The following is a 24,391-nucleotide window of genomic DNA, read 5'->3' on the forward strand; positions in this document are numbered from 1 at the left end:
GGCGAGAGCAGAGCTCCATGGCACACGTGATCGAAGCGATCTGCACCGGCACTGCGCGCCCGTTCAACGGAGCGGAGACCAGCGCGATCGCGAAATATCCGCGTGAAGGCATGGTGCAGATCCTCGAAGACGGTTTCGCACCCGACGAACAGGCCGACCGGCGCGTCCATGGCGGCCCTGAAATGGCGGTGCACTGCTACCCGCTCGACCACCACGATTTCTGGCGCGAGCGGATCGGCGCTATCGACCTGCTCGACCAACCGGGCGCATTCGGATCGAACCTCGCCTTGCGCGGCCTCACCGAAGCGGACGTCCATATCGGCGACCGCTTCCGGCTCGGCAGCGCGGTGGTCGAGATCAGCCAGCCGCGCCAGCCCTGCTGGAAGATCGAGCACCGCTTCGCCCCCTTCTGCAATTCGCGCGGCATGGTTGCCGCGATCGTCGAGACGGGTCGCTGTGGCTGGTACTTTCGCGTGATCGAGACCGGCGAAGCGCAAGCGGGCGACCGGCTCGAGCGCGTGCGGCTCGGTGCCTGCGACTGGAGCGTGGCCCGGGTCTTCAAGGCCCTGGTCGCTGGCCGCGCGAATCGCCACGAGCTTGAAGCATTGGCCGAACTGCCAGCGCTCGCCCCCAAGCTGCGCGAGCGCGCGTGTGAAAAACTGTCCGGCTGACGCTGCGCGCCAACGGTTCGTCGCAAAGCCGCCGCACTTCGTGCTCTCGCGCGCTTTCCTGCTTCATCCGTTCATCTTGCGTTGTCTTTGACTGAACGAAAAGGCGGCCATGCCCACCCCCGGGCCGCAAGAAGGATTGCCAGATGAAGACCGTCGCTCTCATGACTGCCGCCGGGTCGCTCGCAGTGATGAGCACCCCGGCCGCCGCCGCCGAATTCGCCGTCGCTCCCGTGGCGGCCGAACAGGTTTTTGACGACCACACCATGCAATATGCCGATCCGCCGCGCTGGGCGCGGAGCCGTGATCGCTACCGGGACCGCGACCGCTACGGCTATCGCTATGACGACGACGATTACGACGATGATGACGACGATCGCCGTTATCGCCGCGACCGCCGTTACCGCGATGACCGCACCTACGATCGCAACGGCCGCTATTACCAGCCGCGCCAGATCCGCCGCGGCGACCGTGTATGGCGCGGGCGTGACGGACGGTATTACTGCAAGCGCGAGAACGGCACGACCGGTCTCGTCGTGGGCGCAGGTGTCGGCGCGCTGCTCGGCCGCGTGATCGACAGCGAAGGCGATCGTACGGTCGGCACCTTGCTGGGCGGCGCGCTCGGCGCAGTCCTCGGCCGCGAGATCGAACGCAGCGGCGCACGCTGCCGCTAACCCACTCGCCCTTCCAAAGCTCGACAGCGCCGCCGGTCCCTCGCGATCGGCGGCGCTTTTGTTTTTGCGCCGCTTGTGCCGTGTCGCCTGACGCTGATAGAAGTGGCGGGATGTCTGCCAACCCCGCCCAACCTGCAGTGCTGATCACCGGCGGCGCTGCGCGGATCGGAGCAGCCCTGTCGCGTGGGTTTGCATGTGCGGGCTGGCATGTCGTCATTCATTATCGGCGCTCGAAGGAGGCCGCCGAATTGCTCGCAAGCGAATTGCCGAGCGCCGAGACCGCGTGCTGCGACCTCGGCGACAGCGAAGCGGTGCGAGTGATGGCGCATGATCTCGCGGGGCGGCTTGGCGACTGGCGCTGCCTGGTCAATTCGGCCGCGGTCTTCCGATTTGACCAGCCACGGGCGATTTCCGCCGATGCGGCACGCGAAGCGGTCGCGGTGAACGCGCTCGCTCCCGCTCTGCTCGCCGAGGTGTTTGCCGATGAGACCGATCCCTCCCGGATGCGCTCCGTGATCCAGTTCACGGACATGAAGCTGGCCAATCCCAACCCCGATTTCTTCAGCTACTCGATGTCCAAGCACGCTGCCTCTGCCGCCGCGCGCATGCTGGCAATGGCTTCGAGCGATGGCCTGCGGGTCTATGCACTGGCCCCCGGGGCGATCCTTGCCAGCCACGACCAGAGCGAGGCGGAAACGGCGATCTCGCACAGGCTCAACCTGCTCGAACGGCGCACCGGGCTAGACGAGATCGTGGATGCCGCTCTGTTCCTTGCATCCGGCGCGCTCAAGAGCGGCTCGACCCTGTTCGTCGATAGTGGGCAACACCTTCTCTCTCAGCCGCGCGACGTGATCTATCTGGCGCGCGAGATGGCGGGAGCGGGCGCTTGAGACGACACGCACTCGTCACGCGGATCTGGCACTGGATCAACGCGCTGGCGGTGGTGGTGCTGTTCATGTCCGGGCTCAATATCTCGAACGCGCATCGCTTCCTCTACTGGGGCGACTACGGTTTCGATCCCGCCGATGCGTGGCTGTCGGTGATGCGCTTTCCCGCCTGGGCGACCATACCGCAGCGTTACGATCTTGCCGAGGCGCGCGACTGGCACAACACCTTCGCCTGGGTATTCGCGCTGGGCCTGCTGGGAATGTGGATCGCGAGCCTTGCGAACCGCCATTTCCAGCGCGACATCGCGGCTTCGGCAAGCGAGTGGTCGCCGCGCAGCCTTCTCGTCGATATGCGCGAACACCTGCGCGGGCATTTCGACCACGGAGACGGGCGCTACAACAGCCTGCAAAAGATCAGTTACGGTCTCGTGCTTGGCGTGCTGCTGCCGCTGATGATCGTTACCGGACTGGCTATCAGCCCCGGCATCGAACCGGCCATGCCTTGGCTGGTGGACGCGCTCGGAGGCCGGCAAAGCGCGCGCAGCCTGCATTTCCTGGCCGCCTGGGCGCTGTTTGCATTCGTGGCGGTGCACCTGGTCATGGTGATTCTTTCAGGGCCGATCAGGCAGGTTGCAGCGATGATTACCGGTGGGCCGCGAGGGGACGCCGGCAATGGTTGAGATCAAGCGCCGCGCCCTTCTTGCAGGGCTTGCCGCCCTTCCCGCCGCCGCCTGTTCGCGGCTGGCCGAAACCGCCCCTGCGCGCGGGTTGTTCAACGCCGCCGAAGGGCTTCACCGGGCCGCCCACCGCGCGCTCGCCGGAAGGCAGGCGCTCGCACCCGAATATACCCGCGAGGAACGCTCGCCCGATATACGCGGCAATGGCTCGCTGACCGTCGATAGCGATGACTATCGCGCCGAGCTCGCCAATGGTTTTGCCGACTGGCGGCTCGAAGTGCGCGGATTGGTCGACCGGCCGCTCAGCCTGTCGCTCGCCGATCTCAAGGCCCTGCCCCAGCGCACCCAGGTCACCCGCCATGACTGCGTCGAGGGTTGGAGCGCGATCGCCGAGTGGACCGGGCCGCAATTGTCGGTGTTGCTCGATGCGGCGGGATTGCGCGAAGAGGCGCGCTTCATCGTCTTCTGCTGCGCCGACACCCTCTATGGCCGCGACTATTACGAGAGCGTCGACATGGTCGATGCCTATCACCCTCAGACGATTGTCGCCCATGCTCTCAACGGGGCGCCTCTGCCGGAGAAGAACGGCGCGCCGCTGCGCGTGCGGATCGAGCGGCAATTGGGCTACAAGCACGCCAAGTACCTGACCGCGATCGAAGCGGTCGAAAGCTTTGCCGAAATCCATGGCGGCAAAGGCGGGTTCTGGGAAGATTACGGCGATTACCAGTGGTATGCCGGGATCTGATCGCTAGTCGGGATAGATCCGCGACATGGTCGCCCAGTCCCTTGCGATCATCTCCTCGAGCACCGCGAGATCGATATCGGCGAGCTTGTTGACATACAGGCACGACGCCCCGCTCGAATGCTTGCCGAGCCGCTTGAGCAGGTCTGCGCGCTCCGCGGCAGCCACGTCGTCACAATAGCCGCCCATGAGGTAAAGCGAATGCTTTGCCTTGCGCGGGCTGAAGCCGGAGCGCATCCAGTGGACCCTGCGCCCGCTGTCATAGGTGGTGCGATATTCGCCGAAACCGATAATCGATGGCCCCCACATCTTCGCTTCCTCGCCCGTCACCCGTTCGAACAGCGCAAGGAGAACCTTGGCATCCTCGCGCTTCGATGCGGGTTCGACGGTCTCGATGAATTCGCGCGGATCGACATCGGTGATGGTGGTCTTGGCATCGCTCACGGTCGGGAAGCCTCGCGCAGTTTGGATTGACAGGTCGACGCGCACCGCGCCATCAGGTGCGCGACATTATTCGCGATGGAGGGGACCAGCGCAACCATGTGGCTACTCGACAAGTTTCTGCGCAAGGCGATCACGCACGGACAGCTCATCGTCACCGATCACGATGGCAAGCGATACACCTATGGTCCCGGCGGCGAATACGATCCGCTCGTCGGCGGGCGGCCCGGCCCTGTCCATATCCGCCTGACCGACAAGCGCGCGGCCAATCATATCGTGCGCTATCCGCAAATGGGCGCGGGCGAGGCCTTCATGTGGGGCTGGCTGGTGGTCGAGGAACCGCACGATATCCGCGACATGATCCTGTTCGTCACCATGAATGCCAAGCGGCTCGGTGACACCTCGCTCAAGGCGAAGGGGCCGCTCAGAAAGACAGTGCAGAAACTGAAGGCCGCGATCGACGGCATCAACCTGCGCGGCTCGGCGCGCGCCAATGCCGAGCATACCTACAACCTCACGCGAGAGCTTTACGAACGCTTCCTTGACGAGGACCGCCAGTACACCATGGCCTATTACCGCGAGGACGATCCCACCCGGACCAGCCTCGAACAGGCGCAGATGGACAAGAAGGCACACCTCGCGGCGAAGATGTTTCTCAAGCGCCCGGAAGACAATGGCGGCGCGGCGATGCGGGTGCTCGATATCGGCTGCGGCTGGGGCGGCTTCGCGCTCTACCTGCATGAAATGTATGATTGCGAAGTGCTCGGCGTCGCGCTCGCTCCCGACCAGGTCAAGTTCGCCAATGAACGCGCCGAGGCGGCGGGCGTTGCTGACAAGGTCCGCTTCCAACTGCGCGATTACCGCGATGTCGAAGGCAGTTTCGACCGCATTTCGAGCGTCGGCCTGCTCGAACATGTCGGCACGATCCACTACCCGCAATTCTTCGAACACACCAACCGCCTGCTCACGCGCGACGGGGTGATGATCTCACATTGCTGCGGTCGCGCGGGGCCTCCGGGCTATACCGATGCCTGGACGCGCAAATACATCTTCCCGGGCGGCTATATCCCCGCGCTCAGCGAGCTCGTCACCGAGAGCGAGAAACATGGTTGGCAGGTCATGGATGTCGAGGCGATGCGCTTCCACTACAGTCACACCTTGCAGGAATGGTACAATCGCACGGTCATGCACCGCGAAGAGATCACCGCCATGTATGACGAGGTGTTCTACCGGATGTGGCTGTTCTACCTCGCCGGCGCCGAGCAGAGCTTCCGCAATGGCGGGATGGTCAACTGGCAGGTCCAGTATGTGAAGGACCGCAGCGCCATCCCGATGACGCGCGAATATATCGAGGCAGAAAGCGCCAGGCTGCGCGAACGCGGCAAGGTGCCGCGCTGGCGTTTCGACCCGGCGCTCAAGGAAGCCGCCGAATAGACAAGAACGCTGCGAACGCGGGGTCAGACCTTGCTTCGCACGCGCGCTACCTCGATCATCGCTTGGATCGGCCCGAACCCCGGCAGCGCCACTTGTGCATTTATTGCGCGGCGGCTGGCAGGTCGCCGCGCCAGCAGGGGCAAGCCAATCGCGGCTATCGCTGTTGAAAGCTTTACCGCCCTTCCCTTCATCGTGCTTTGGCGGCATGGCGCGCGCAAAGCATATTTGGAGGTTGCTGCAATGTCCGACATCAAACGCGTGGTCCTTGCCTATTCGGGCGGTCTCGACACCTCGGTCATCGCCAAGTGGCTCAGCGTCGAGCGCGGGCTGGAGGTCGTCACCTTTACCGCCGATCTCGGCCAGGGCGAGGAGATCGAACCGGCGCGCGACAAGGCCCGCGCGATGGGCATTCCCGACGAGCATATCTTCATCGAAGACCTGCGCGAGGAATTCGTGCGCGACTTCGTCTTCCCGATGATGCGCGCCAATGCCCGCTATGAAGGCGACTACCTGCTCGGCACCTCGATCGCGCGGCCGCTGATCTCCAAGCGCCTCGTCGAGATCGCCCGCGAGACCGGGGCCGATGCCATCGCTCATGGCGCCACCGGCAAGGGCAATGACCAGGTCCGCTTCGAACTGAGCGCCTATGCGCTCGACCCGAACATCCACGTCATCGCCCCGTGGCGCGATTGGGACCTCACCAGCCGCACCGCGCTGATCGCCTGGGCCGAAGCGCACCAGATCGCGGTGCCCAAGGACAAGCGCGGCGAAGCGCCCTTCTCGACCGATGCGAACCTGTTGCACACCTCGTCGGAGGGCAAGGTGCTCGAGGACCCGTGGGAAGAAACGCCCGATTATGTCTATTCGCGCACCGACCATCCCGAAAACGCGCCCGACACGCCCGAATACATCACCATCGATTTCGAGCGCGGCGATGGCACTGCGCTCAATGGCGAGGCGATGAGCCCGGCGACGCTTCTGGCAGCGCTCAACGATCTCGGCCGGCGCCACGGAATTGGCCGGCTCGACCTCGTCGAGAACCGCTTTGTCGGCATGAAGAGCCGCGGCATGTACGAGACACCGGGCGGCGAAATCTATGCCCGCGCCCATCGCGGGATCGAACAGCTCACACTCGATCGCGGCGCGGCCCATCTCAAGGACGAGCTGATGCCGCGCTATGCCGAACTCATCTATAACGGCTTCTGGTTCAGCCCCGAACGCGAGATGCTCCAGGCCGCGATCGATCACAGCCAGGACAAGGTAAGCGGCACCGTTCGGCTCAAGCTCTACAAGGGCCAGGCAAGCGTTGTCGGGCGCAAGTCGCCCCATTCGCTCTATTCCGAAGCCCATGTGACCTTCGAGGACGATGCGGGCGCTTACGACCAGAAGGACGCCGAAGGGTTCATCAAACTGAACGCACTGCGGCTGCGCCTGCTCGCCCAGCGCGACCGGTAAGGTCAGCCCGGGCGCCGCGACTCGGCGAGACGATTCGCGCGCTGGCGATTCGGATGCCTGAAGCCGTTTCACCCTCCGGCAACAATCGCAAAGCCGCGCTTTTGCAATTCGAAAGCGCGGTCGAATCGCCGCGAACCGCAGCTCGCCGCGCCAAGTCGAAATGCGACGAACCGCAGACTTATCCACCGCCCTCCACAGGCGATCGGGGCGAAAGTGGAAAAGTCACCGAATCCAGCCTTGCGAGACGCGGGAATCGGAGTCACTTTCAAACTGTCTTCGGGACAGAAAGCTTCGAGAAACAAGGCCGCAAGGCAGTGATTTTCAAAGATTTTTCGTTTCAAGGACACGGTGGCGATTGTCCCCGTGCTGTTTGAGATTGCATTGGTGAAAGACCTTTGGTCGGACACGGATACAATCGCTTGAGAAGGGCACGCTGCGTCGCAACCGTTATGGCCGGGAAACCGGCCGGCAATGAGTTGCGGTGACGGATTTCGATCCGGATCCACAGCGCCTGAATTGCCGGTCACAGGATCACGGTCTCGGCCCTGCCAAGGGGCTCGCCTGCGGGCAATGCGCTTCGGCGCGGAGCAAGCGAGGCGGTCACGAAGCAAGGTCGGATGCCGGCGCGAGCGCCGGTGACGAACCGCGAAGCAAGGCGACTTGCTGACCTGGTGCAAACCAGGACCAGCATGAACCGGACGCGGCACAGACACCGGGCGCCAAGTGCGCTGACGATGAAGCAGAAGGACGGGTTCGCCCGACCGGAAGCGACAAAGGCAGTGACCACGCGCTGGTGAGAGTGGGGTCGGCAGCAATGCCGGCCCCATTTGCTTTGGCGAATAGCGCAATCTCTGACCCTTCATCTTTTCGCACCGCCTTTCTCCTGCATTCACACCGTCATTCTTCGAGGGCCAGAAACCCGCGATCTGGAACGCGGTGGGACTCGCCGCGCGTGGCATCCCGCCCCGGCCACCGCGTCCCCTTTGTCGCTGCGATCGAGTGAGGTTCCATCCATTCGCCGCGAATCCGTCTCGTTTCGCACCGCGCTTTGCCCTCCTCGTTTGCCCAGCCCGCTCCCGGACCATTATATTGTGTCCCCGATGGGAAGGCAGTTTCACAAGCAGCCATTGCGCCGCCGCGGATCGGCTCCGCGCATGCTGGCCCTGCGCGCCGCTATGGTCGCGCTCGTCAGCCTCGCCCCGCTCTCGGCGTCGAGCGCGCAGCAAGCGCGCACCGACAAGACCCCCGGCGATGGCGGCACGGCAATGGTCGAGGTTCCCTTTGCCGCGCATTTCGAGGCGGTGATCGAGCCGCTCGGGCCTGACCTGCAGGATTTCGAACTACACGTCCCCGAGCACGCGGTCGATCTCGACAGTTTCGAGCCGCCGATCGAGGAAATCCCGGAGTCCCGCAGCCTCGGCACCGGGATCGCCTCGTTCTATGGACGCCGCTTCCATGGCCGGCTGACCGCCAATGGCGAACGCTTCGACATGCGCGCCATGACCGCGGCGCACAAGACATTGCCGTTCGGCAGCCTCGTGCGGGTGACCAATCCCAGCAATGGCCGCACGGTCACCGTGCGCATCAACGATCGCGGGCCCTTCATCCGCGGCCGCACGATCGACCTGTCGCGCGGCGCGGCCGAGGAACTCGGCATCATCCGGCGCGGCCATGCGCGGGTCGAGATGGAACTGCTCTCGCCCTAGAGCTTCAGCTCGCTCACATCGCGGAACGAGCCGATCGTGCCGCGCACGAAGGTGTTGAACGCGATCGAATGGCGGTTCTCCTGGCTGCGATTGGGTTCGACGAAATGCATGATCTCGCTTGAGAACAGCACCAGGTCGCCATGCTTGGGAATGACCGCGTTGCGCGGCGTGTTGTAGACGTTTTGCCGACCCTCGGTCACGCGCAGGTCGATCTGCCGGTATCCATTGGCGCGTTCGAACACCATGTTGCCCGGCGGGTCGGGAAGCGGCGCGTAATAGAGCGATCCCGAGACCAGCGAATTGGAATGGGTGTGCGCGTGCATCCCCACCCCGGGCGGGTTCATCAGCGCCCAGCTCTGGGTGACCTCGAGCTTGTGCTCGACCCCCATCACCTCGCTCGCAAAGGTGGCGAGCACTTCGTGAACCGCCTTCTTGATCGAGCGCAGCTCGGGGCGGTTGAACAGATACAGCTCGTCCGAAATGTGGTTCATCTGGTTCTGCTGCATCTTCAGCGACTTGATGAATTCAATCTGCTTGTCGCTGATCGCATCGGCGATGTTCGTGATCAGATACGGTTCGGCAAATAACGGTTTTACTTCGTAGGCTCTCGCAGTTTGTCCCCGCGCCATCGTCTCTCGTCCCCTGTGAATTTCCCCTGGCGCGGAAACTGCAAAAGCGCACCCGCGCTGGCAAGGGCAAAAAACCGTTCGTCGCAGGCAATGCACACCTGGAACACATGGAACACTGTCCAGGGACCAAAAAAAGGATCGATCAATCCGCCCGCCATCGATCGATTTTCTCGATCAGCGTGGCGGGCAGATCGCGCTTCCCGATCACCGTCCACCAGTCCTCGACACCGCTTTCATAGGCGAGCAATTGCAGCATCTCAGCCTCGTCGGCGCTGTCGCCTGTTGGCAGAGCGCGCGCACCGTCGGGCCGCGCGGCCTCCATCGCGCACAGCCGTGTCTCCAGGTCGGGCACCTCGCCGGGATCGCCGCCCTCCCCGGACCGCGCCTCGCGCCCCGATGACGCGCCATCATCCACCACGCCATCCTCCGCACCAGCGCCGCGCGCCGGGTCCTCTACCGCCTCGGCGATCCGGTCGAGCCGGGCCAGGAGCGCAAGCAACAGCCGGCTGTCGTAGCGCCTGCGCCGCGCCACTTCCTCGCCGTGATAGAACACCGCCTCCTCGACCCCGTGGATCGCGCGGTCGGTCAGCACTGCCTCGACATGGGCGCGCGCCTTGACCATCGCCGCGCGCCATTCGCGCGCCAGGTCGGGATCGCGGTTGCGCGCACGATAGGCGGTCTGCGCGCTGACCGAAGCCGCCCGTCAGGCGAGGCGAACATTGCCGTAGATCGACAGGCTTTCGAGAAAGGCCGCACGCCGTTCGCCGGCGAGCGAGGGCGTGCGCGCCTCCGGCTGCGTGGCATCGCGCGCTACGGGCGCAGGAAGGAGCGGGACAGGGGATGCGTTCATGGGTTCGCCTCGCTTCGTCTCAAGAAGGGGAACCGGCTGAGTTAGCCGCCTTTGCCCGAGTAGGAAAACCGCCGGGGCCTCGCCGTCGACATCGCCGCAGCCGCGACCCTTGCTCGCCAGCGCCGCGCCAAGGCGGCCTTAACCACAATGCAAACCTTGCGCCCTATCCATCGCCCCTGCCGCAAGGCGGACAAGTTCAGGGGATCCCATGGTCTGGCAACGCATCACCCGCATCGGGCTGGTCATCAATGCAAAATCGCTGATCATCGTTGCGCTCGCCATCGCTGCGACCTGGGGGAGCCTGAAGCTCGGCCTGGTCGCCGATTACCCGCTCACCATCATCTCGACCGCGGTGATCTTCCCGATCGTGTTCTCGATCGGCCATGCCTACAAGCGCCGCGAGGCCGCGCTCGACGATTACGGGACGATCAAGGCGCATGGCCGCGCGCTCTACTTTGCCGCGCGCGACTGGCTGCCCGACGACGATGCCGACGCGCGCGCTGCCAAGGATGAACGGCTGCGCCATATCGAGCGCGCGCTCGCCCGATTGCTCAAGGCCTGCCGCGAAATGTTCAAGTCCGAACGCGTCGACATGCCGCGCACCGAACGCGCGGTCTATGCCGCGTTTTCCGAGCTTTCGGGCTTCGTCAAGCGGATGCGCGGCGAAGGGCTGGCAAGCGGCGAATGCAGCCGCTGCAACCAGTATGTCTCGAAGATGATCGTCGCCTTCGAGAGCGTGAAGCACATCTACCAATATCGCACCCCGCGCACCCTGCGCGCGTTCAGCGATGTCTTCATCCTGCTGCTGCCGGTCATCTATGGCCCGTTCTTCGCCTTTTGCGCGATCGAATACGATGCCCCGGTGCTGACCTATGTCATGCCCGTGCTCTTCGCGGTGATCCTGACCGGGCTCGACAATATCCAGAGCCATCTCGAAGACCCCTTCGACCAGATCGGGCCCGACGATGTCGCGATCAATGCCGAGAAATTCGTCGAGCTGCTGAGCTGCGGCGAAGAAGGGCCGTGCGCCGATCCGGCAGCCGATGGCGGGGCGCGCGCGCTCCAGGGCAAGCTCGGCGCCGGGATCGCGCCGGACGCCGCGGCCGCCTGACCTGGCACATGTCCACCGCCTTCGCGCCGTGCATGCGAAGACGACTGGACGGGCGATTATTGCTGTGAGAAGAGCGATCGGTGACCGACACTGCTCCCTCGCCTCTACCGGTTGAATTCCAGCCGATTCTCGACACCGTCATCGATGCGGTGATCGTGCTGTCGAGCAATGGCACGGTGGTGGCGTGGAACACGGTCGCGGAGACGACTTTCGGCTGGAGCGCCGACGAGGCGATCGGACGCCCGCTTGGCGATCTCATTATTCCCGAACAGCACCGCGAGGCGCACCGCGCAGGCATGGCGCGGCTCGACGAAGGCGAGGCCCCGCGAATTCTCAACCAGCGGCTCGAACTGCCGGCCCTGTGCAAGGACGGGCGCGTGATCACGGTCGAACTCTCGATCACCACGTGGAAACAGACCGGGCGCGAATTCTTCATCGGGTTCCTGCGCGATATCGAGCACCGCCGCCGCGCCGAGGACGTGCTGCGCCGGCAGCTGCGCGACAACGAGGTCGTGCTCGAAATCAGCCGGATGGCCGCCGATGCGCAAGGGTTCGAGGACTCGCTATCCCGCGTCCTCGAGGCGATCTGCGAGCTGACCGGCTGGCAGGCGGGACATGCCTTCCTGGTCGATCGCTCCGATGCGGACCTGCTCCATGCCTCGGGCGTGTGGTACGAACGCGAGGAAGGCGCCGCCGCGCTGATGAAGGAGGCCAGCGAGGGCCTGAGCTTTCGCCGCGGCCAGGGCCTGCCCGGCGAGGTGCTCGAACGCAATGCGCCGGTCTGGCTTTCGGACATCAATCTCGATGGCAATTTCGTGCGCAAGCACAAGAATTTCCGCGGTGCCTTCGGCTTTCCGCTGCGCAGCGAGGGCCGCGTCATCGCGGTGCTCGAGTTCTTCTCGGCTGAGCGCAGTTCGCCCGACGATCATATCCTCCTGCTCGCCCAGGCGCTGGGCAGCCAGCTCGGGCGGGTGCTCGAACGCTCGCAGACTTACGAGCAGCGCGAAGTGCTGGTCCACGAGCTCAACCACCGCAACAAGAACCTGCTGACAGTGGTGCAGAGCATTGCGCGCATGACCTTTGCCGGGGTCGAGGAGGCGAAAGGCGCGGTCGACACCTTCATGGAGAGGCTCGGCGCGATGGCGCGCGCCCAGGACCTGCTGGTCAAGCGGCAATGGAGCGATTCGACCATGCGCGACGTGATCGAGACCGCCTTGTCGGGCTTTTCCGCCTATCGCGAGCGGATCAGCATCGAGGGGCCGACCTATTCCGTCCCCGCGAGCGAGATCCAGACCACCGTTCTCACCATCCACGAACTGTGCACCAACGCGCTGAAATACGGCGCGCTTGCCAGCGATGACGGGCGGATCGCGGTGCGCTGGGGCTATGAGGGAACGGGCGAGGAGCGCGCCTTCTTCTTCGAATGGAACGAGACCGGCTGCAAGCTCGACGGCGACCCGCAACGCCGCGGCTTCGGCACCAGCCTTCTCCAGCGCGGCCTCGGCAATGGCAGCGGCTCGGAAGTCACCGTCGACTATCCGAGCGACGGGGTGAAATACCGGATGACCGTCCCCGCACCTGTCGGGTGAGGCGGCGCGAGCGGGCTTGCCGGTCAGGCGGCTGTCCTGCCACGTGCCTTGCCGCGCTTGCTATTCGGCCGCTTCCTGCTGACGTTTGAGCATGGGTGCGAGATAATGCCCGGTGAACGACCGCTCTACCTCGGCCACCTCTTCCGGCGTGCCTTCTGCAACGACCTCGCCGCCGCGCACGCCGCCATCCGGCCCCAGGTCGAGGATCCAGTCGGCGGTCTTGATGACGTCGAGATTGTGCTCGATGACGACGACCGAATTGCCCTGCTCGACCAGCCGGTGGAGCACTTCGAGTAGCTTCCTCACGTCCTCGAAATGCAGGCCCGTGGTCGGCTCGTCGAGGATGTAGAGCGTCTGCCCGGTCGAACGCTTGGCAAGCTCCTTGGCGAGCTTGACGCGCTGCGCCTCGCCGCCTGAGAGCGTCGTCGCCTGCTGGCCGACCTTGACATAGCCCAGCCCCACCTCGTTCAGCATCCGCATCTTGTCGCGGATCGGGGGGACGGCCTTGAAGAATTCCTCGGCGTCCTCGATCGTCATGTCGAGCACGTCGGCGATCGACAGCCCCTTGAACTTCACCTCTAACGTTTCGCGGTTGTAGCGCTTGCCGCCGCACTCCTCGCAAGTGACATAGACGTCGGGAAGGAAGTGCATCTCGATCTTGATGAGGCCATCGCCGGTGCATTGCTCGCAGCGCCCGCCCTTGACGTTGAAGGAGAAGCGGCCCGGCTTGTAGCCGCGCGCCTGGCTTTCAGGCAGGCCCGCGAACCAGTCGCGGATCTGGGTGAAGGCGCCGGTATAGGTCGCCGGGTTCGAGCGCGGGGTGCGGCCGATCGGCGACTGGTCGATCTCGATCACCTTATCGCAATATTCGAGGCCCTCGACCGCGTCGTGCTTGCCCGCGATCACCCGCGCGCCGTTGAGGGTGCGCGCGGCGGCGGCGTAGAGCGTGTCGATAGTGAAGGACGACTTGCCCGAGCCCGAAACGCCGGTGATGCAGGTGAAGGTGCCGAGCGGGATCGAGGCGGTGACGTCCTTCAGGTTGTTGGCGCTCGCCCCGCGCACGGTGAGCAGGTGACCGTTGCCCTTGCGCCGTTCCTGCGGAACCGCGATCTCGCGCCGCCCGGTGAGATAGTCGGCGGTGAGCGACTTCTTCGACTTCATGATCTGCTTGAGCGTTCCCTGCGCGACCACTTCGCCGCCGCGCACGCCCGCGCCCGGGCCGAGATCGACGATATGGTCGGCCTGGCGGATCGCGTCCTCGTCATGCTCGACCACGATCACCGTATTGCCGAGATCGCGCAGCCGCCTCAGGGTCGCGAGCAGCCGGTCATTGTCGCGCTGGTGCAGGCCGATCGAAGGCTCGTCGAGGACGTAGAGCACGCCCGACAGCCCGCTGCCGATCTGGCTGGCGAGCCGGATGCGCTGGCTCTCGCCGCCCGATAGCGTGCCGCTGGTGCGGTCGAGATTGAGATAGTCGAGCCCGACATTGTCGAGGAAGCCCAGCCGCTCGTTGATCTCTTTCAGGATCGCGCGGGCAATCTGCGCCTGCTGGTCGGTCAATTGCCCTTCGAGCGCGAGGAACCAGTCCTTGGCATCGGACACGCTCATCGTCACCGGGGTGGCGATATCGGTTCCCGCGACCTTGACCGCCAGTGCCTTGTCATTGAGGCGCTTGCCGCCGCAGGTCTCGCACGGCTGCGCGGTCTGGAACTTGCCCAGCTCCTCGCGCATCCACGCGCTTTCGGTCTGGAGCATCCTGCGGTTGAGGTTGCCGATCACGCCTTCGAAGGGCTTTTTCACGGTGTAGGTGCGCCGCCCGTCTTTGAAGGTGAGCGGGACCGGCTTGCCGCGCGTGCCGTGGAGGATGATCTGGCGGTGCTCGGGATCGAGATCGGTCCACGACGTGGTGATGTCGAAGCCATATTGCTTCGCCAGGCTGGACAGCACCTGCATGTAATAGGGCGAAGGCGGGTTCGATTTCGCCCATGGCGCGATTGCCCCCTGCTTCAAGGTCAGCGCCTCGTTGGGGACGACGAGCTGTTCATCGAACAATTGCTTTTCGCCGATCCCGTCGCAGGTCGGGCACGCGCCCTGGGGCGAGTTGAACGAGAACAGGCGCGGCTCGATCTCCTCGATCGTGAAGCCGGAGACCGGGCAGGCGAATTTCTCGGAAAAGACGATGCGGTTCGTGGGCAGCCCCGCCCCCTTCATCGCTCCGCCCGAGGCTTCCTCTTCCTCGCGTCCGGGGACCGCGCCGTCGGCCAGGTCGACATAGGCGAGGCCATCGGCGAGCTTCAGCGCGGTCTCGAAACTGTCGGCGAGCCGGGTCTCGAGCCCCGGCTTGACCGCGAGCCGGTCGACCACGACCTCGATATCGTGCTTGAACTTCTTGTCGAGCGCGGGGGCTTCCTCGATTCCGTATAGCTCGCCGTCGATGCGCACGCGGGTGAAGCCCGCCTTCTGCCATTCGGCCAGTTCCTTGCGATATTCGCCCTTGCGGCCGCGCACGACCGGCGCGAGCAGGTAGGCGCGTGTGCCCTCGGGCAGCGCCATCACTCGGTCGACCATCTGCGACACGCTCTGCGCGGCGATCGGTTCGCCGGTCGCGGGACTGTAGGGCACCCCTACCCGTGCCCACAGCAAGCGCATGTAATCGTAGATCTCGGTCACCGTCGCCACGGTTGAGCGGGGATTGCGGCTGGTGGTCTTCTGCTCGATGCTGATTGCCGGCGAGAGGCCGTCAATATGCTCGACATCGGGCTTCTGCATCATTTCGAGGAACTGGCGCGCATAGGCCGAAAGGCTCTCGACATAGCGGCGCTGTCCCTCGGCATAGATGGTGTCGAAGGCCAGGCTCGACTTGCCCGACCCCGACAATCCCGTCACCACGATCAGCGCATCGCGCGGCAGATCGATATCGATGCCTTTGAGGTTGTGCTCACGGGCACCACGGACGGAAATCTTGGTCAGGGACATGCGGGGGCTTGTTCCGTAAATGTTCGCAAAAGTAAAGGGTGCGGGACGGCGGCGAATGCGGCCGGCCCTGCGATGTGGTTACCGAGCGGCAGGAATACAACGAACGGGCCGGCTTCCGGGTCCACGCGCGGACCGCAGCGCCGCCACGCGGCGTGTCTCATGCGCGGTGAAACGTGGAGAAAAGGACGGTTTCACCCGTTGATAAGGCAAGACACGAAATTTTCGCATGGACGCTCGAACACGGACGGGAAGCGACCGTGCCAGACAGACCGGACACCGGCATCGTCTGACCCGGCAGGGCCGCCCGGCCCGACCCGCAAACGCCCTGTGAACGGGCAAGGCGCCGCTTGCCAATGGCGAGAACGCGAAACGCTCTCGCGGCAAGGCGCTACGGAACCCGACGATGCGCCCGGTGTCCTCGAAGAGAGGACCATGACAGCCGATCGCAACAACCTATTCGCTTTTACCGACACCCTTGCTCCCCCCATCCCGCGCTTGCGGGCCGATACCGTGCCTGCGGGCCGCGTATCCGCTGCGCCAGGCGCATCCGGCAACCCTGCTGCCGCCGCCGATATCGAGACCACTCGCAAACTCGCCCGGCGTCGATTCCTGCGCACATTCCGTGAGCGCTTCCGCCGCCACCGGCAGGCGCGCAATGCCCGCCGCGAGGAACGCTCCGCCGCGCGGCTCGATCGCGACCGATCGGGGCCGTCTGCCAGGCCGCGCCGACGGCGCCACAAGCGCACCGCACTGGCGCTCGGCATGACCTCGCTGAGCCTTGCCGGTACCTCGCAAATGGCTTTGTCCGCCGATCCGATCGCCGCGGCGAGCATCCCTTCGCCCGATCCCGCCGCGCTCGAACCTGCCGACCCGTCAGAACGCCGCGATGCGAATGATCTGTCGGTAAGCGACAACCTGCTCGATGCGCTGGTCGAGGAAGAGGGCGTGCGATACGATGTCTACAAGGACGTCGCCGGCTATCCGACTGTCGGCGTGGGCCACCTCGTGCTCCCGCGCGACAATTTGCGGTTGGGCGACACGATCAGCCACGAACGAGCGATCCGACTGCTCGAGAATGATCTGAAAAAGGCCGAGGACGGCGTGCGCCGCCTGGTCGGGAACCTGCCCATCAACCAGCACGAATTCGACGCGCTTGCCGACCTCGTCTTCAATGTCGGCGAAGGCACGGTTTCAGCCGCCAAGAGCCCCCGGCTCAACGCCGCGATCGCAGCGGGCGACTATGAGAAGATCGCCGACCAGCTTCACTATACCACCGCCAGGAACAAGGTCGCGCGCGGCCTGATCTATCGCAGCGAAAGGCGCGCACAGATCTTCCTGTCAGGCGAATATGGCGACCCGCGTGAGAAGTCCGAGGCCTGATTATGGCCGCATCAACAAGGCGTCAGTCATCGGGTATGACGCGCACGATCTTGATGCCCTGGCGGACCTGAACGAGGCTGGCGGGCGCGATTAAAATTGGTCGGGGCGCGGCTTGCGTGGGGGTGGGCTTTCGCCAAGAGAAAGAGAAAAATCTCTTTTATTCAATTGCTTGGATTGAACCGGGTCAGCCTACAGAAAATATGAAGTCGTATCATCGCGGCGCGTGGGCGACACAGATGCCCTCTTTGCTGTGTTTCTGTCCCCTGCCCTTCGGGTCGCACCTTGGGTGGTTCTACGGTTTCAAGGCCGGGAGATTGCGGCGAGCCAATCTCGTCGCGCCGGGTCGGCATCTTGTTGTTCGAGCAATCAGGACGGTGGGCATTGCACCTGTCAATCGCGGTTGCTCGGCACCAGTGCATGTCGACCCGGCAATCCGATCCACTCGCATTCCATTCCCCAGGTGTTGGCAATCACTTCCTCGCTCAAGGCGTCACGCGGCGCTCCGTCGGCGACCAGCCGTCCCTCGCGCAGGACCAGCACCCGGTCGGCATGGTTCATCGCGCTCGCAAGATCGTGCATCACGATTAGCACCCCCGTTCCGCGCGCTGCCTCGGCCGAAAGATGCGCGATCAGGGAGGCGCGGTGAGCGAGGTCGAGCGCGGCGAGCGGTTCGTCGGCGCAGATCCATGCCGGTTCGCCCGCGAGCACCCGCGCGAGCAATACGCGCGCCTTCTCGCCTCCTGACAACCGGCTGGCGGGCCGCTCGCGCAGGGCTTCGAGTTCCATCACCGCGAGCGCGCGCTCTACCGGGGCGCGCGCCGCGTCGCGATGCGGCATCCGGCCGAGCGCGACGAGGTTTTCGACCGCCACGTCCCAGGCGATCTCGGCGTCTTGCGGCAGGTAGCCGATCCGCTTCGCCCTCTCGCGCGGCTTCATGTCGCTAAGGGGGCGATCATCGATCCCGACCCGGCCCGCGGCGGGAGGCAGCAGACCGGCAAGCGCCATCAATAGCGTGCTTTTGCCCGCGCCATTGGGGCCGACAATAACCGTCACGGCGCCGGGCTCGAGCCGGACGCTCACCCGGTCGAGCACCAGCCTCCGCCCGCGCATGATCGAAAGGTCCTCGCAACCGAGCATCACAGCCGCCCCTTGCGCATACGCAGCAGCAGGAACAGGAAGAACGGCGCGCCGATCAGCGACAGCGCGATCCCCAGCCGCAACTCGGTGACCAGCGGCAGCACCCGCACCGCGCTGTCAGCGGCGAGCACCAGCACCGCGCCCGCAAGCGCGCTGGGAAGCAGCAGCGAGGACGGCAGCCGGTCGGTGAGCGGACGCACCAGATGCGGGACGATCAGGCCGACGAAGCCGATGATCCCGGCAACCGCGACCCCCGACCCGACGGTGAGGCCGATTCCCGCGACCAGCACGACCAATAGGAAGCGCGGTTCGACCCCAAGCGAGCGCGCGGCATCTTCGCCGAGTGTCAACGCATCGAGGCTGCGCGCTGCGAAGGCCAGCAGGGCGATTCCGGCCAAGGTCAGCGGGGCGGCGATCGCGACTTCGGACCAGGAACGGTCAGTCAGCGCACCGTTGAGCCACATCACGATCTGGCTCATCGCGAAGGCATTGGGCGCCATGGTGATCGCCAGCGCGGTGAGCGCGCCGGCAAGGCTCGCGATCATCAACCCGGCGAGAGTGAACAGCGCGATGCCGCCGCCCGCGCCCGAAGGCGTACGGCCCGCGATCAGCGCTAGCAGGGCCATGGCAAGCCCCGCCCCGGCAAGCGCGAAGACCGGCACGCCCCAGCCCGCTCCGAAATAGAGGCTCGCCACCGCGCCGAGCGCCGCCATCGGCGCGATCCCGAACAATCCCGGGTCAGCGAGCGGGTTGCGCAAATAGCCCTGCATCGCCGCTCCCGCCGCTCCCAGCCCTGCCCCGATCACGATCGCGAGCACCGCACGCGGCAGGCGCAGTTCGGCAAGGATCAGCGCGGCATTGGGGACGGTCTCGGTGCCGGCGACAGGGTCGATCCAGACCCGCCCGGCGAGGAGCGAGAGCGGAAGAAGCAGCGCCAGCAGGCCCGCAAAGATCAAGCTCGCGCGATTCATTGCCGGGCGCTTTCGTAATCGGCCCGGATCGCTGCAAGCTCGGCGCGCGCGGGCTGAATGGCGGGGCCGCCGCAATAGAACAGCCGGGGGTCGAATTCGGCCATGTGGGTGTTTGCGAGCGCTTCGAGCACGGGGTGTTGCTGGCCCGCGCTCATCCCTGCCACCAGAAGGATGTCGGGCGGATCGGCGATCACCTGTTCGAGCGCGACGCGATCGGCCTGGTCGAGACCGAGCCGCGCCGAATGGCTGGAAAAGCCGGCCTCGCGAAGAAGCCCGGCGATCAGGGTAGCCTCGCCGGGAACGATCTCGCCCGCCTGCCACAGCAGCACCGAAGGCGCTTCGGGCAGGCTTGCGACCGACCCGGACGGCTGGCCGATCCTTTCGAGCAAGGGGCCGGCCGCGTCCCGGTTGCCGACGAGACGCGCGATGCGTTCGACCTGCTCGCGGCTTTCCCCGATCGTTGCCGGGCTACCGAAGGTCTCGACCCGCAATCCGCCGCGTTCGAGCGCCGAACGGGTAGCGGGCGCGATGAATTGGCCGGCAAGAACGATATCGGGCGCCAGCGCGAGCACTTCTTCTGCCGTCCCGCCGGTCGCGGCGAATTGCCGCGCGCGCGCTATCGGGATCGAACTGGCCGCGGGATCGTGGCTGTAATGCGACAGCGCGAGCACCTGCGCAGGCCTTGCCGTTTCGACGAGAATGGCATCAAGGCAGGGGTTGAGACTGACCACGCGCGGAAATGTCTCGCTCGCCGCGGTCGCATCGCCGCGCGGTTCGGCCTGCTGGCACGCGCCGAGCAACACCGGCGCGACAAGGCCGGTCAGGATTGCCCGTGAAAGCTTGGTCGCGCGCATCTGCATGGTGCGGCGCATCGATAGGCGCGCGCGCGCCGCGCCGCAATGCCCTCTCACCCACCGCCGCGGCCCTGATGTTAACAGCGCATCGCTGCCCTGTGCGGTTTCGGGACGCTGGCCGTCGATGCACTCGCGCGGCGCGCCATGCCGCGCTACGCGCCGGGGCGCGCCATGACCCGCATCACGCCCTTTCTACGCAGCGCCCTGAACGCGCTTTCCGGCACCGCCGCTACAGATGCCGAGCGCGATCCGGCAGCCACGCGCCCGCTGCGCAAGCGGATCGCGGTGCTCCTCGCCGCGATCGCGGTTCCCGCCATGGCCGCGCCCGGCGACTGGGGCGCGCTGGCGGGCGATGCACGGGCGAGCGGCGATGCGGCGAGCATCCGCCTCGCACGGCAATTGGCCGACAATCCGGCCATGCCTTTCGAACAGCCGGGCATGAGCTTTCCCGGTTCCGCCTTCTTCTTTCTCGCCGACCCGCCCGACGAAGCGCTGATCGCGCTTCCCAGCGTCGATGCCTTCGACCCCGGCGCCGAAGCGGGTCTCCGGCCGGGCCAGGTGATCGATGCCGGACCTCCTGCGCGCGCCTTCTTCGCTGCGAGCGGGATCGCGCATGAACGCGCGCTCGAATGCCTGGCCGAGGCGGTGTGGTACGAGGCCGCGAGCGAAAGCGAGGCGGGACAGCGCGCGGTCGCACAGGTTGTGCTCAACCGGGTCGCCCATCCCTCGTGGCCTGCCAGCGTATGCGGCGTGGTCTATCAGGGCGCCCACCGCGCGACGGGCTGCCAGTTCACCTTTACCTGCGACAATTCGCTCGCACGGCGCGCGAGCGGGGCCTCGTGGGGACGCGCGCGGCGGATCGCTGCCGAGGCGCTGTCGGGCAGCGTCTATGCCCAGGTCGGCCATGCCACCCATTACCACACGCTCTGGGTCAATCCTTACTGGGCCGCGAGCCTCGCCGAGATCGGCACGATCGGCGCGCACCGTTTCTACCGTCCGCGCGGGCCCGCGGGCGAGCCGTCTGCCTTCAATGCGCGTTATTCGGGCGTGGAGCAGCGGCAGCTTTCCCTGCCCCCGGCCACGCTGCCCGGGGCAAGGCCGGCGGATCGCGGCGGCGATACGCTGTCCCGCGATCCCGCCATGCGCGCCGCCCCGCAGCCCGACACCGAGCCGCCAGCCGCGAGCGGTGCTCCTGCACCCTATGTCGCGCAAGAGGCGCTCGCCGATCCGGCCCTTTCCGGGGTCGGACAGGTGCGCGAGGATTATCGGCGCGCTGGGCAGTGGCGCAGCCCCGCCGCGCGCGAAGCGCTCGAACGCGAACAGCGCGCCCTTGCCCGCGGCAACACCGCCGCGGCGCGTCGGAACGCGGGCGACGAGGGGGATTCAAGCCCGCGCTGAACAGCCGCAAATTCAATCCGTTAATACGTCTTAAACCGTAGTCCGACACCAAGCCTTAGCAGGCAGGACGCTAATCCGCGCCGTTCCAGACAACAGCCCGCCCGATGGTTCTTTCAAACCCCTCGCGCGCCGGGCAGCAGGATTACAGGACGCACATGACGCTTCATTTTGTCGCAGCCGCCGTTCCCGGCGCCCGGGCCTGCTCTCCCATTGCCAAGGCCATGGCTGCCCGTGCGAGCGAGCGCGCCGCCAACGACAATTGCGAAGGCACGGCCCGCGTTCCGGCCAATGACCAGATGCTGCGCGCAGCGCTGCGGCATTTCGCCGAGCACGGCCTTGGTGCCGCGCGCGAGGCACGCGCACAGGCCGAAAGCGCCTTTTTCGCAGGCGACCGCCAGGCCTATGACTGGTGGCTCGGGATCACCCGCGCGCTCGATCGTCGGCTGGCAGCCGAAGCCGCCATGCTCACGCCCGACCACGCCGCGCCCTGAGCCTGCAATTCACCCTGCATTCCTTAACAGGCGGACCGCGACAACGCGTTGCCCCGCCCGTTCGCGCCGCGCGCCAACGTGCTATCGCCGAAACCGGTGAGCTGACCGCTTGGCCGCGGCCTTCCGGGCAGCACGGCATCCCCTCGTGAAACTCAGGGGAACCACGAGCGATCGGTAAGCGAGCCGTTAACCGAAGCTTGACCACTTGCCTTTAGGCCGGTCGGGCTATGGGAGCGACAGGCCTTCTTAACAAGCTGCGCGGGTCTCCTGCGTCCAATCAAGGGCGCGAGGAGGGGCGGAAGCGTTCGGACCAGTTGTCCGAGCGCGTCCGGCGCATTCTTGTCACCACGCTCTATGCCAGCCCTTCCAGCCTCGCGATCGGCGCGCTGTGCACCGTGGCGGCCGCCTCGGTCTCGGCCTGGGTCGCGGCTGTTCCCGAGCTTTACATCGCCGCTGTCGTCCTGTTCGTCATCGCGGTTGCGCGGGTTACCGCCGCTCTCGGCCTGTCGCCCGACAGCGAAGGCAATTCGACCACCATGCTCGAACTGGTCTACGAGATCGGTGCCTTCAGCTTCGCCCTTGCCCTGGGCTGCACCGCGGCCTTCACCATCCTCGTCATCACCCCGCCCCAGGTCGAGGTCCTGATGGTCGCCAATGCGCTGGGCTACGGGATCGGTGTCTCGGCGCGCAATGCCGGGCGGCTGACAATCGCGATGGGCCAATTGGCGCTGTCGTGCCTGCCGATCGCTCTCGCCGCTTTCTGGACCGGAAAGCCGGCCTATATCGCGCTCGGCATCACCATCATCCTGCTTATCCCGGCCATGGTCTCGATCTGCGGCAACATCTTCAAGGTCCTGCGCGACTCGATCGCGTCGGCCGAGACCAGCGCGCGGCTGGCGGACAAGATGCAGATCCTCGCGCGCACCGATGTCGTCACCGGGCTTGCCAACCGCGCGGGCCTCAACCATTCGATGGTCGAGACGATGATGGGCGTCGACCATGACAGCCGCCTTGCGCTGATGTGGATCGACCTCGACCGGTTCAAGGAAGTGAACGACCTGCTCGGCCACCCCGTCGGGGACCGGGTGCTCAACGAAGTCGCCAAGCGGCTCACCGCGGTGTCACCCGACAGCGCGACGGTCGCCCGTTTCGGCGGCGATGAATTCATCGTCTTCTGCCCGATCATCGACCGCAAGGATTCCGAACGCATCGCGAGCGAGATCCATGCCGAGATCATGCGCCCGTTCCGGGTTGACGGCGACCGGCTCGAAGTGCGCGCATCGCTCGGCGTGGCGCTGCTTCCCGAGGATGGCACAGATGCCGACACGCTGATGCAGAGCGCGGACCTCGCGCTCTACCACGCCAAGATCGGCGGGCGTTCACAGACCCGCTTCTTCGACAAGTCGATGACCCGCGACCTCGTGCGCCGGCGCGAGATCGAGGACGAATTGCGCGCCGCGATCCAGCGCGACGAGCTGTCGATTTTCTTCCAGCCGATCGTCGATCTGGAAACCGGGCGGATCAAGACTTTCGAGGCGCTGGTGCGCTGGTTCCATCCGGAAAAGGGCGAATTGCGGCCGGACGAGTTCATCCCCGTCGCCGAGGAAACCGGTGTCATCGTCACGCTCGGCAACTGGATTACCGCGCAGGCCGCACGGGTGGCGGCGACCTGGCCCGAGGAGGTCACCATCGCGGTCAACCTCTCGCCGTTGCAGATCCGCGCTCCGGGTGCCGCGCTCGGCATCCGCAACGCCCTGCGCGAAGCCGGGCTCGACCCCAAAAGGCTCGAGCTCGAAGTGACCGAGAGCCTGTTCGTCGAGGACAACCACGCCACCGCCGCCTTCATCGAGGAATTGTCGGAAATCGGGGTGCGCTTCGCACTCGACGATTTCGGAACCGGCTATTCCTCGCTCGGCTACATCAACACCTTCCCGTTCTCGAAGATCAAGGTCGACCGCAGCTTCGTTTCGGGCGCGCAGGTCGGTCGCAAGAGCGACGCGATCATCCGCGCGGTGGCCGAGATGGGCAACACGCTGGGCATGGACATCGTTGCAGAGGGGCTGGAAACGATCGAGCAGGTCCAGGCGGTGCGCGATGCGGGCTGCAACCTCGGCCAGGGCTATTATTTCAGCCGCGCGGTTCCCGATTACCTTGCCGCGATGCTGCTCGCCCAGGAACGCGAAGAGCCGGCTTCCAAGGCCGCAGGGTAATCCCCTAGTCACGCTGCAACCACGAGCCTGCGCTGAATGCGCGGGCTTATTGCAATTGCGAACTGTTTGCAAAGATAGTTGTATCCTTGCGGCCATTCACGGTTGCAATCC

At 65.6% G+C, this 24,391-nt stretch carries 23 protein-coding genes; 14 read left to right on the forward strand and 9 right to left on the reverse strand.

The window, feature by feature from the left end; all coding sequences use genetic code 11:
• Positions 1 to 17 precede the first annotated feature (17 nt).
• The 5 genes from ACKTSM_RS10135 to ACKTSM_RS10155 all read left to right on the forward strand — a co-directional run bounded on the left by ACKTSM_RS10135 (position 18) and on the right by ACKTSM_RS10155 (position 3,651).
• Positions 18 to 671 carry an MOSC domain-containing protein gene (locus ACKTSM_RS10135; protein ID WP_407874533.1) on the forward strand — a complete coding sequence of 218 codons (654 nt, stop codon included), beginning with the start codon at positions 18 to 20 and terminating at the stop codon, positions 669 to 671.
• A 143-nt stretch (positions 672 to 814) separates the two neighbouring features.
• Entirely contained in the window at positions 815 to 1,342 is a 528-nt protein-coding gene (locus ACKTSM_RS10140; RefSeq protein WP_407874534.1) for a glycine zipper 2TM domain-containing protein, read from the forward strand.
• A 110-nt stretch (positions 1,343 to 1,452) separates the two neighbouring features.
• Positions 1,453 to 2,232, forward strand: coding sequence for an SDR family oxidoreductase (locus ACKTSM_RS10145; protein ID WP_407874535.1), 780 nt, complete (start codon positions 1,453 to 1,455; stop codon positions 2,230 to 2,232).
• Complete coding sequence (locus tag ACKTSM_RS10150; RefSeq protein ID WP_407874536.1) at positions 2,229 to 2,909, forward strand: cytochrome b/b6 domain-containing protein; 681 nt, start codon at positions 2,229 to 2,231, stop codon at positions 2,907 to 2,909. The genes ACKTSM_RS10145 and ACKTSM_RS10150 overlap by 4 nt, the downstream gene beginning before the upstream one ends.
• Entirely contained in the window at positions 2,902 to 3,651 is a 750-nt protein-coding gene (locus ACKTSM_RS10155; protein ID WP_407874537.1) for a molybdopterin-dependent oxidoreductase, read from the forward strand. Before ACKTSM_RS10150 ends, ACKTSM_RS10155 begins: the two co-directional genes overlap by 8 nt.
• A 3-nt stretch (positions 3,652 to 3,654) precedes the next feature.
• Here ACKTSM_RS10155 and ACKTSM_RS10160 read toward each other — a convergent pair whose 3' ends face one another.
• Positions 3,655 to 4,092, reverse strand: coding sequence for a DUF1801 domain-containing protein (locus ACKTSM_RS10160; protein WP_407874538.1), 438 nt, complete (start codon positions 4,090 to 4,092; stop codon positions 3,655 to 3,657).
• A gap of 96 nt (positions 4,093 to 4,188) precedes the next feature.
• Here ACKTSM_RS10160 and ACKTSM_RS10165 point away from each other — a divergent pair, with 96 nt between their 5' ends.
• Both ACKTSM_RS10165 and ACKTSM_RS10170 read left to right on the forward strand, forming a co-directional pair.
• Positions 4,189 to 5,523, forward strand: coding sequence for a class I SAM-dependent methyltransferase (locus ACKTSM_RS10165; RefSeq protein ID WP_407874539.1), 1,335 nt, complete (start codon positions 4,189 to 4,191; stop codon positions 5,521 to 5,523).
• Positions 5,524 to 5,763: 240 nt separating this feature from the next.
• Positions 5,764 to 6,978, forward strand: a complete 1,215-nt coding sequence (locus ACKTSM_RS10170) for an argininosuccinate synthase (RefSeq protein WP_407874540.1) — start codon at positions 5,764 to 5,766, stop codon at positions 6,976 to 6,978.
• 68 nt (positions 6,979 to 7,046) lie between these two features.
• Here ACKTSM_RS10170 and ACKTSM_RS10175 read toward each other — a convergent pair whose 3' ends face one another.
• Positions 7,047 to 7,385, reverse strand: a complete 339-nt coding sequence (locus ACKTSM_RS10175) for a hypothetical protein (protein ID WP_407874541.1) — start codon at positions 7,383 to 7,385, stop codon at positions 7,047 to 7,049.
• A 747-nt stretch (positions 7,386 to 8,132) separates the two neighbouring features.
• Here ACKTSM_RS10175 and ACKTSM_RS10180 point away from each other — a divergent pair.
• Positions 8,133 to 8,684, forward strand: coding sequence for a septal ring lytic transglycosylase RlpA family protein (locus ACKTSM_RS10180; RefSeq protein WP_407874542.1), 552 nt, complete (start codon positions 8,133 to 8,135; stop codon positions 8,682 to 8,684).
• Here the strand turns inward: ACKTSM_RS10180 and ACKTSM_RS10185 are convergent.
• The 3 genes from ACKTSM_RS10185 to ACKTSM_RS10195 form a co-directional block, all read right to left on the reverse strand.
• A complete protein-coding gene (locus tag ACKTSM_RS10185; RefSeq protein WP_407874543.1) occupies positions 8,681 to 9,313 on the reverse strand; it encodes a putative 2OG-Fe(II) oxygenase in 633 nt (210 codons plus the stop codon). The genes ACKTSM_RS10180 and ACKTSM_RS10185 overlap by 4 nt on opposite strands.
• 142 nt (positions 9,314 to 9,455) lie before the next feature.
• Positions 9,456 to 9,935 (reverse strand): hypothetical protein, encoded by a 480-nt coding sequence (locus tag ACKTSM_RS10190; RefSeq protein WP_407874544.1) that lies wholly within the window; start codon positions 9,933 to 9,935, stop codon positions 9,456 to 9,458.
• An 81-nt stretch (positions 9,936 to 10,016) separates the two neighbouring features.
• Positions 10,017 to 10,163 carry a hypothetical protein gene (locus ACKTSM_RS10195; protein WP_407874545.1) on the reverse strand — a complete coding sequence of 49 codons (147 nt, stop codon included), beginning with the start codon at positions 10,161 to 10,163 and terminating at the stop codon, positions 10,017 to 10,019.
• A 208-nt stretch (positions 10,164 to 10,371) separates the two neighbouring features.
• Between ACKTSM_RS10195 and ACKTSM_RS10200 the strand changes: the two genes are divergently transcribed.
• A complete protein-coding gene (locus ACKTSM_RS10200) occupies positions 10,372 to 11,274 on the forward strand; it encodes a hypothetical protein (protein ID WP_407874546.1) in 903 nt (300 codons plus the stop codon).
• An 80-nt stretch (positions 11,275 to 11,354) separates the two neighbouring features.
• Complete coding sequence (locus ACKTSM_RS10205) at positions 11,355 to 12,863, forward strand: HWE histidine kinase domain-containing protein (RefSeq protein WP_407874547.1); 1,509 nt, start codon at positions 11,355 to 11,357, stop codon at positions 12,861 to 12,863.
• A 60-nt stretch (positions 12,864 to 12,923) separates the two neighbouring features.
• Here the strand turns inward: ACKTSM_RS10205 and uvrA are convergent, their stop codons facing one another.
• The gene (uvrA, locus tag ACKTSM_RS10210) at positions 12,924 to 15,839 is read right to left on the reverse strand and encodes an excinuclease ABC subunit UvrA (RefSeq protein WP_407874548.1); all 2,916 of its coding nucleotides are present in this window, start codon (positions 15,837 to 15,839) and stop codon (positions 12,924 to 12,926) included.
• Positions 15,840 to 16,271: 432 nt separating this feature from the next.
• Here uvrA and ACKTSM_RS10215 point away from each other — a divergent pair, with 432 nt between their 5' ends.
• Positions 16,272 to 17,219 (forward strand): lysozyme, encoded by a 948-nt coding sequence (locus ACKTSM_RS10215; RefSeq protein WP_407874549.1) that lies wholly within the window; start codon positions 16,272 to 16,274, stop codon positions 17,217 to 17,219.
• 390 nt (positions 17,220 to 17,609) lie between these two features.
• Here ACKTSM_RS10215 and ACKTSM_RS10220 read toward each other — a convergent pair whose 3' ends face one another.
• From ACKTSM_RS10220 to ACKTSM_RS10230, 3 genes are read right to left on the reverse strand one after another with little or no spacing between them, the layout of a single operon-like run.
• Entirely contained in the window at positions 17,610 to 18,356 is a 747-nt protein-coding gene (locus ACKTSM_RS10220; protein ID WP_407874550.1) for an ABC transporter ATP-binding protein, read from the reverse strand.
• Entirely contained in the window at positions 18,356 to 19,327 is a 972-nt protein-coding gene (locus tag ACKTSM_RS10225) for a FecCD family ABC transporter permease (RefSeq protein WP_407874551.1), read from the reverse strand. The genes ACKTSM_RS10220 and ACKTSM_RS10225 overlap by 1 nt, the downstream gene beginning before the upstream one ends.
• A complete protein-coding gene (locus tag ACKTSM_RS10230) occupies positions 19,324 to 20,199 on the reverse strand; it encodes an ABC transporter substrate-binding protein (RefSeq protein WP_407874552.1) in 876 nt (291 codons plus the stop codon). The genes ACKTSM_RS10225 and ACKTSM_RS10230 overlap by 4 nt, the downstream gene beginning before the upstream one ends.
• A gap of 153 nt (positions 20,200 to 20,352) precedes the next feature.
• Between ACKTSM_RS10230 and ACKTSM_RS10235 the strand changes: the two genes are divergently transcribed.
• The 3 genes from ACKTSM_RS10235 (at position 20,353) to ACKTSM_RS10245 (ending at position 24,280) form a co-directional block, all read left to right on the forward strand.
• Complete coding sequence (locus ACKTSM_RS10235; RefSeq protein ID WP_407874553.1) at positions 20,353 to 21,579, forward strand: cell wall hydrolase; 1,227 nt, start codon at positions 20,353 to 20,355, stop codon at positions 21,577 to 21,579.
• Between the two features lie 155 nt (positions 21,580 to 21,734).
• Positions 21,735 to 22,070 carry a hypothetical protein gene (locus ACKTSM_RS10240; protein ID WP_407874554.1) on the forward strand — a complete coding sequence of 112 codons (336 nt, stop codon included), beginning with the start codon at positions 21,735 to 21,737 and terminating at the stop codon, positions 22,068 to 22,070.
• Positions 22,071 to 22,384: 314 nt separating this feature from the next.
• Positions 22,385 to 24,280, forward strand: coding sequence for a putative bifunctional diguanylate cyclase/phosphodiesterase (locus tag ACKTSM_RS10245; RefSeq protein ID WP_407874555.1), 1,896 nt, complete (start codon positions 22,385 to 22,387; stop codon positions 24,278 to 24,280).
• Positions 24,281 to 24,391: the final 111 nt, after the last annotated feature.

The organism is Qipengyuania nanhaisediminis, assembly GCF_045862805.1.
Lineage (GTDB): Bacteria > Pseudomonadota > Alphaproteobacteria > Sphingomonadales > Sphingomonadaceae > Erythrobacter > Erythrobacter nanhaisediminis_A.

Bases quoted from the DNA above. Each gene is read 5' to 3' on its own strand.
- ACKTSM_RS10135 (WP_407874533.1), top strand. From the start codon at position 18: ATGGCACACGTGATCGAAGCGATCTGCACCGGCACTGCGCGCCCGTTC.
- ACKTSM_RS10140 (WP_407874534.1), top strand. From the start codon at position 815: ATGAAGACCGTCGCTCTCATGACTGCCGCCGGGTCGCTCGCAGTGATG.
- ACKTSM_RS10145 (WP_407874535.1), top strand. From the start codon at position 1,453: ATGTCTGCCAACCCCGCCCAACCTGCAGTGCTGATCACCGGCGGCGCT.
- ACKTSM_RS10155 (WP_407874537.1), top strand. From the start codon at position 2,902: ATGGTTGAGATCAAGCGCCGCGCCCTTCTTGCAGGGCTTGCCGCCCTT.
- ACKTSM_RS10165 (WP_407874539.1), top strand. From the start codon at position 4,189: ATGTGGCTACTCGACAAGTTTCTGCGCAAGGCGATCACGCACGGACAG.
- ACKTSM_RS10170 (WP_407874540.1), top strand. From the start codon at position 5,764: ATGTCCGACATCAAACGCGTGGTCCTTGCCTATTCGGGCGGTCTCGAC.
- ACKTSM_RS10180 (WP_407874542.1), top strand. From the start codon at position 8,133: ATGCTGGCCCTGCGCGCCGCTATGGTCGCGCTCGTCAGCCTCGCCCCG.
- ACKTSM_RS10185 (WP_407874543.1), bottom strand. From the start codon at position 9,313: ATGGCGCGGGGACAAACTGCGAGAGCCTACGAAGTAAAACCGTTATTT.
- ACKTSM_RS10190 (WP_407874544.1), bottom strand. From the start codon at position 9,935: ATGGTCAAGGCGCGCGCCCATGTCGAGGCAGTGCTGACCGACCGCGCG.
- ACKTSM_RS10195 (WP_407874545.1), bottom strand. From the start codon at position 10,163: ATGAACGCATCCCCTGTCCCGCTCCTTCCTGCGCCCGTAGCGCGCGAT.
- ACKTSM_RS10200 (WP_407874546.1), top strand. From the start codon at position 10,372: ATGGTCTGGCAACGCATCACCCGCATCGGGCTGGTCATCAATGCAAAA.
- uvrA (WP_407874548.1), bottom strand. From the start codon at position 15,839: ATGTCCCTGACCAAGATTTCCGTCCGTGGTGCCCGTGAGCACAACCTC.
- ACKTSM_RS10215 (WP_407874549.1), top strand. From the start codon at position 16,272: ATGACAGCCGATCGCAACAACCTATTCGCTTTTACCGACACCCTTGCT.
- ACKTSM_RS10220 (WP_407874550.1), bottom strand. From the start codon at position 18,356: ATGCTCGGTTGCGAGGACCTTTCGATCATGCGCGGGCGGAGGCTGGTG.
- ACKTSM_RS10225 (WP_407874551.1), bottom strand. From the start codon at position 19,327: ATGAATCGCGCGAGCTTGATCTTTGCGGGCCTGCTGGCGCTGCTTCTT.
- ACKTSM_RS10230 (WP_407874552.1), bottom strand. From the start codon at position 20,199: ATGCGCCGCACCATGCAGATGCGCGCGACCAAGCTTTCACGGGCAATC.
- ACKTSM_RS10235 (WP_407874553.1), top strand. From the start codon at position 20,353: ATGACCCGCATCACGCCCTTTCTACGCAGCGCCCTGAACGCGCTTTCC.
- ACKTSM_RS10240 (WP_407874554.1), top strand. From the start codon at position 21,735: ATGACGCTTCATTTTGTCGCAGCCGCCGTTCCCGGCGCCCGGGCCTGC.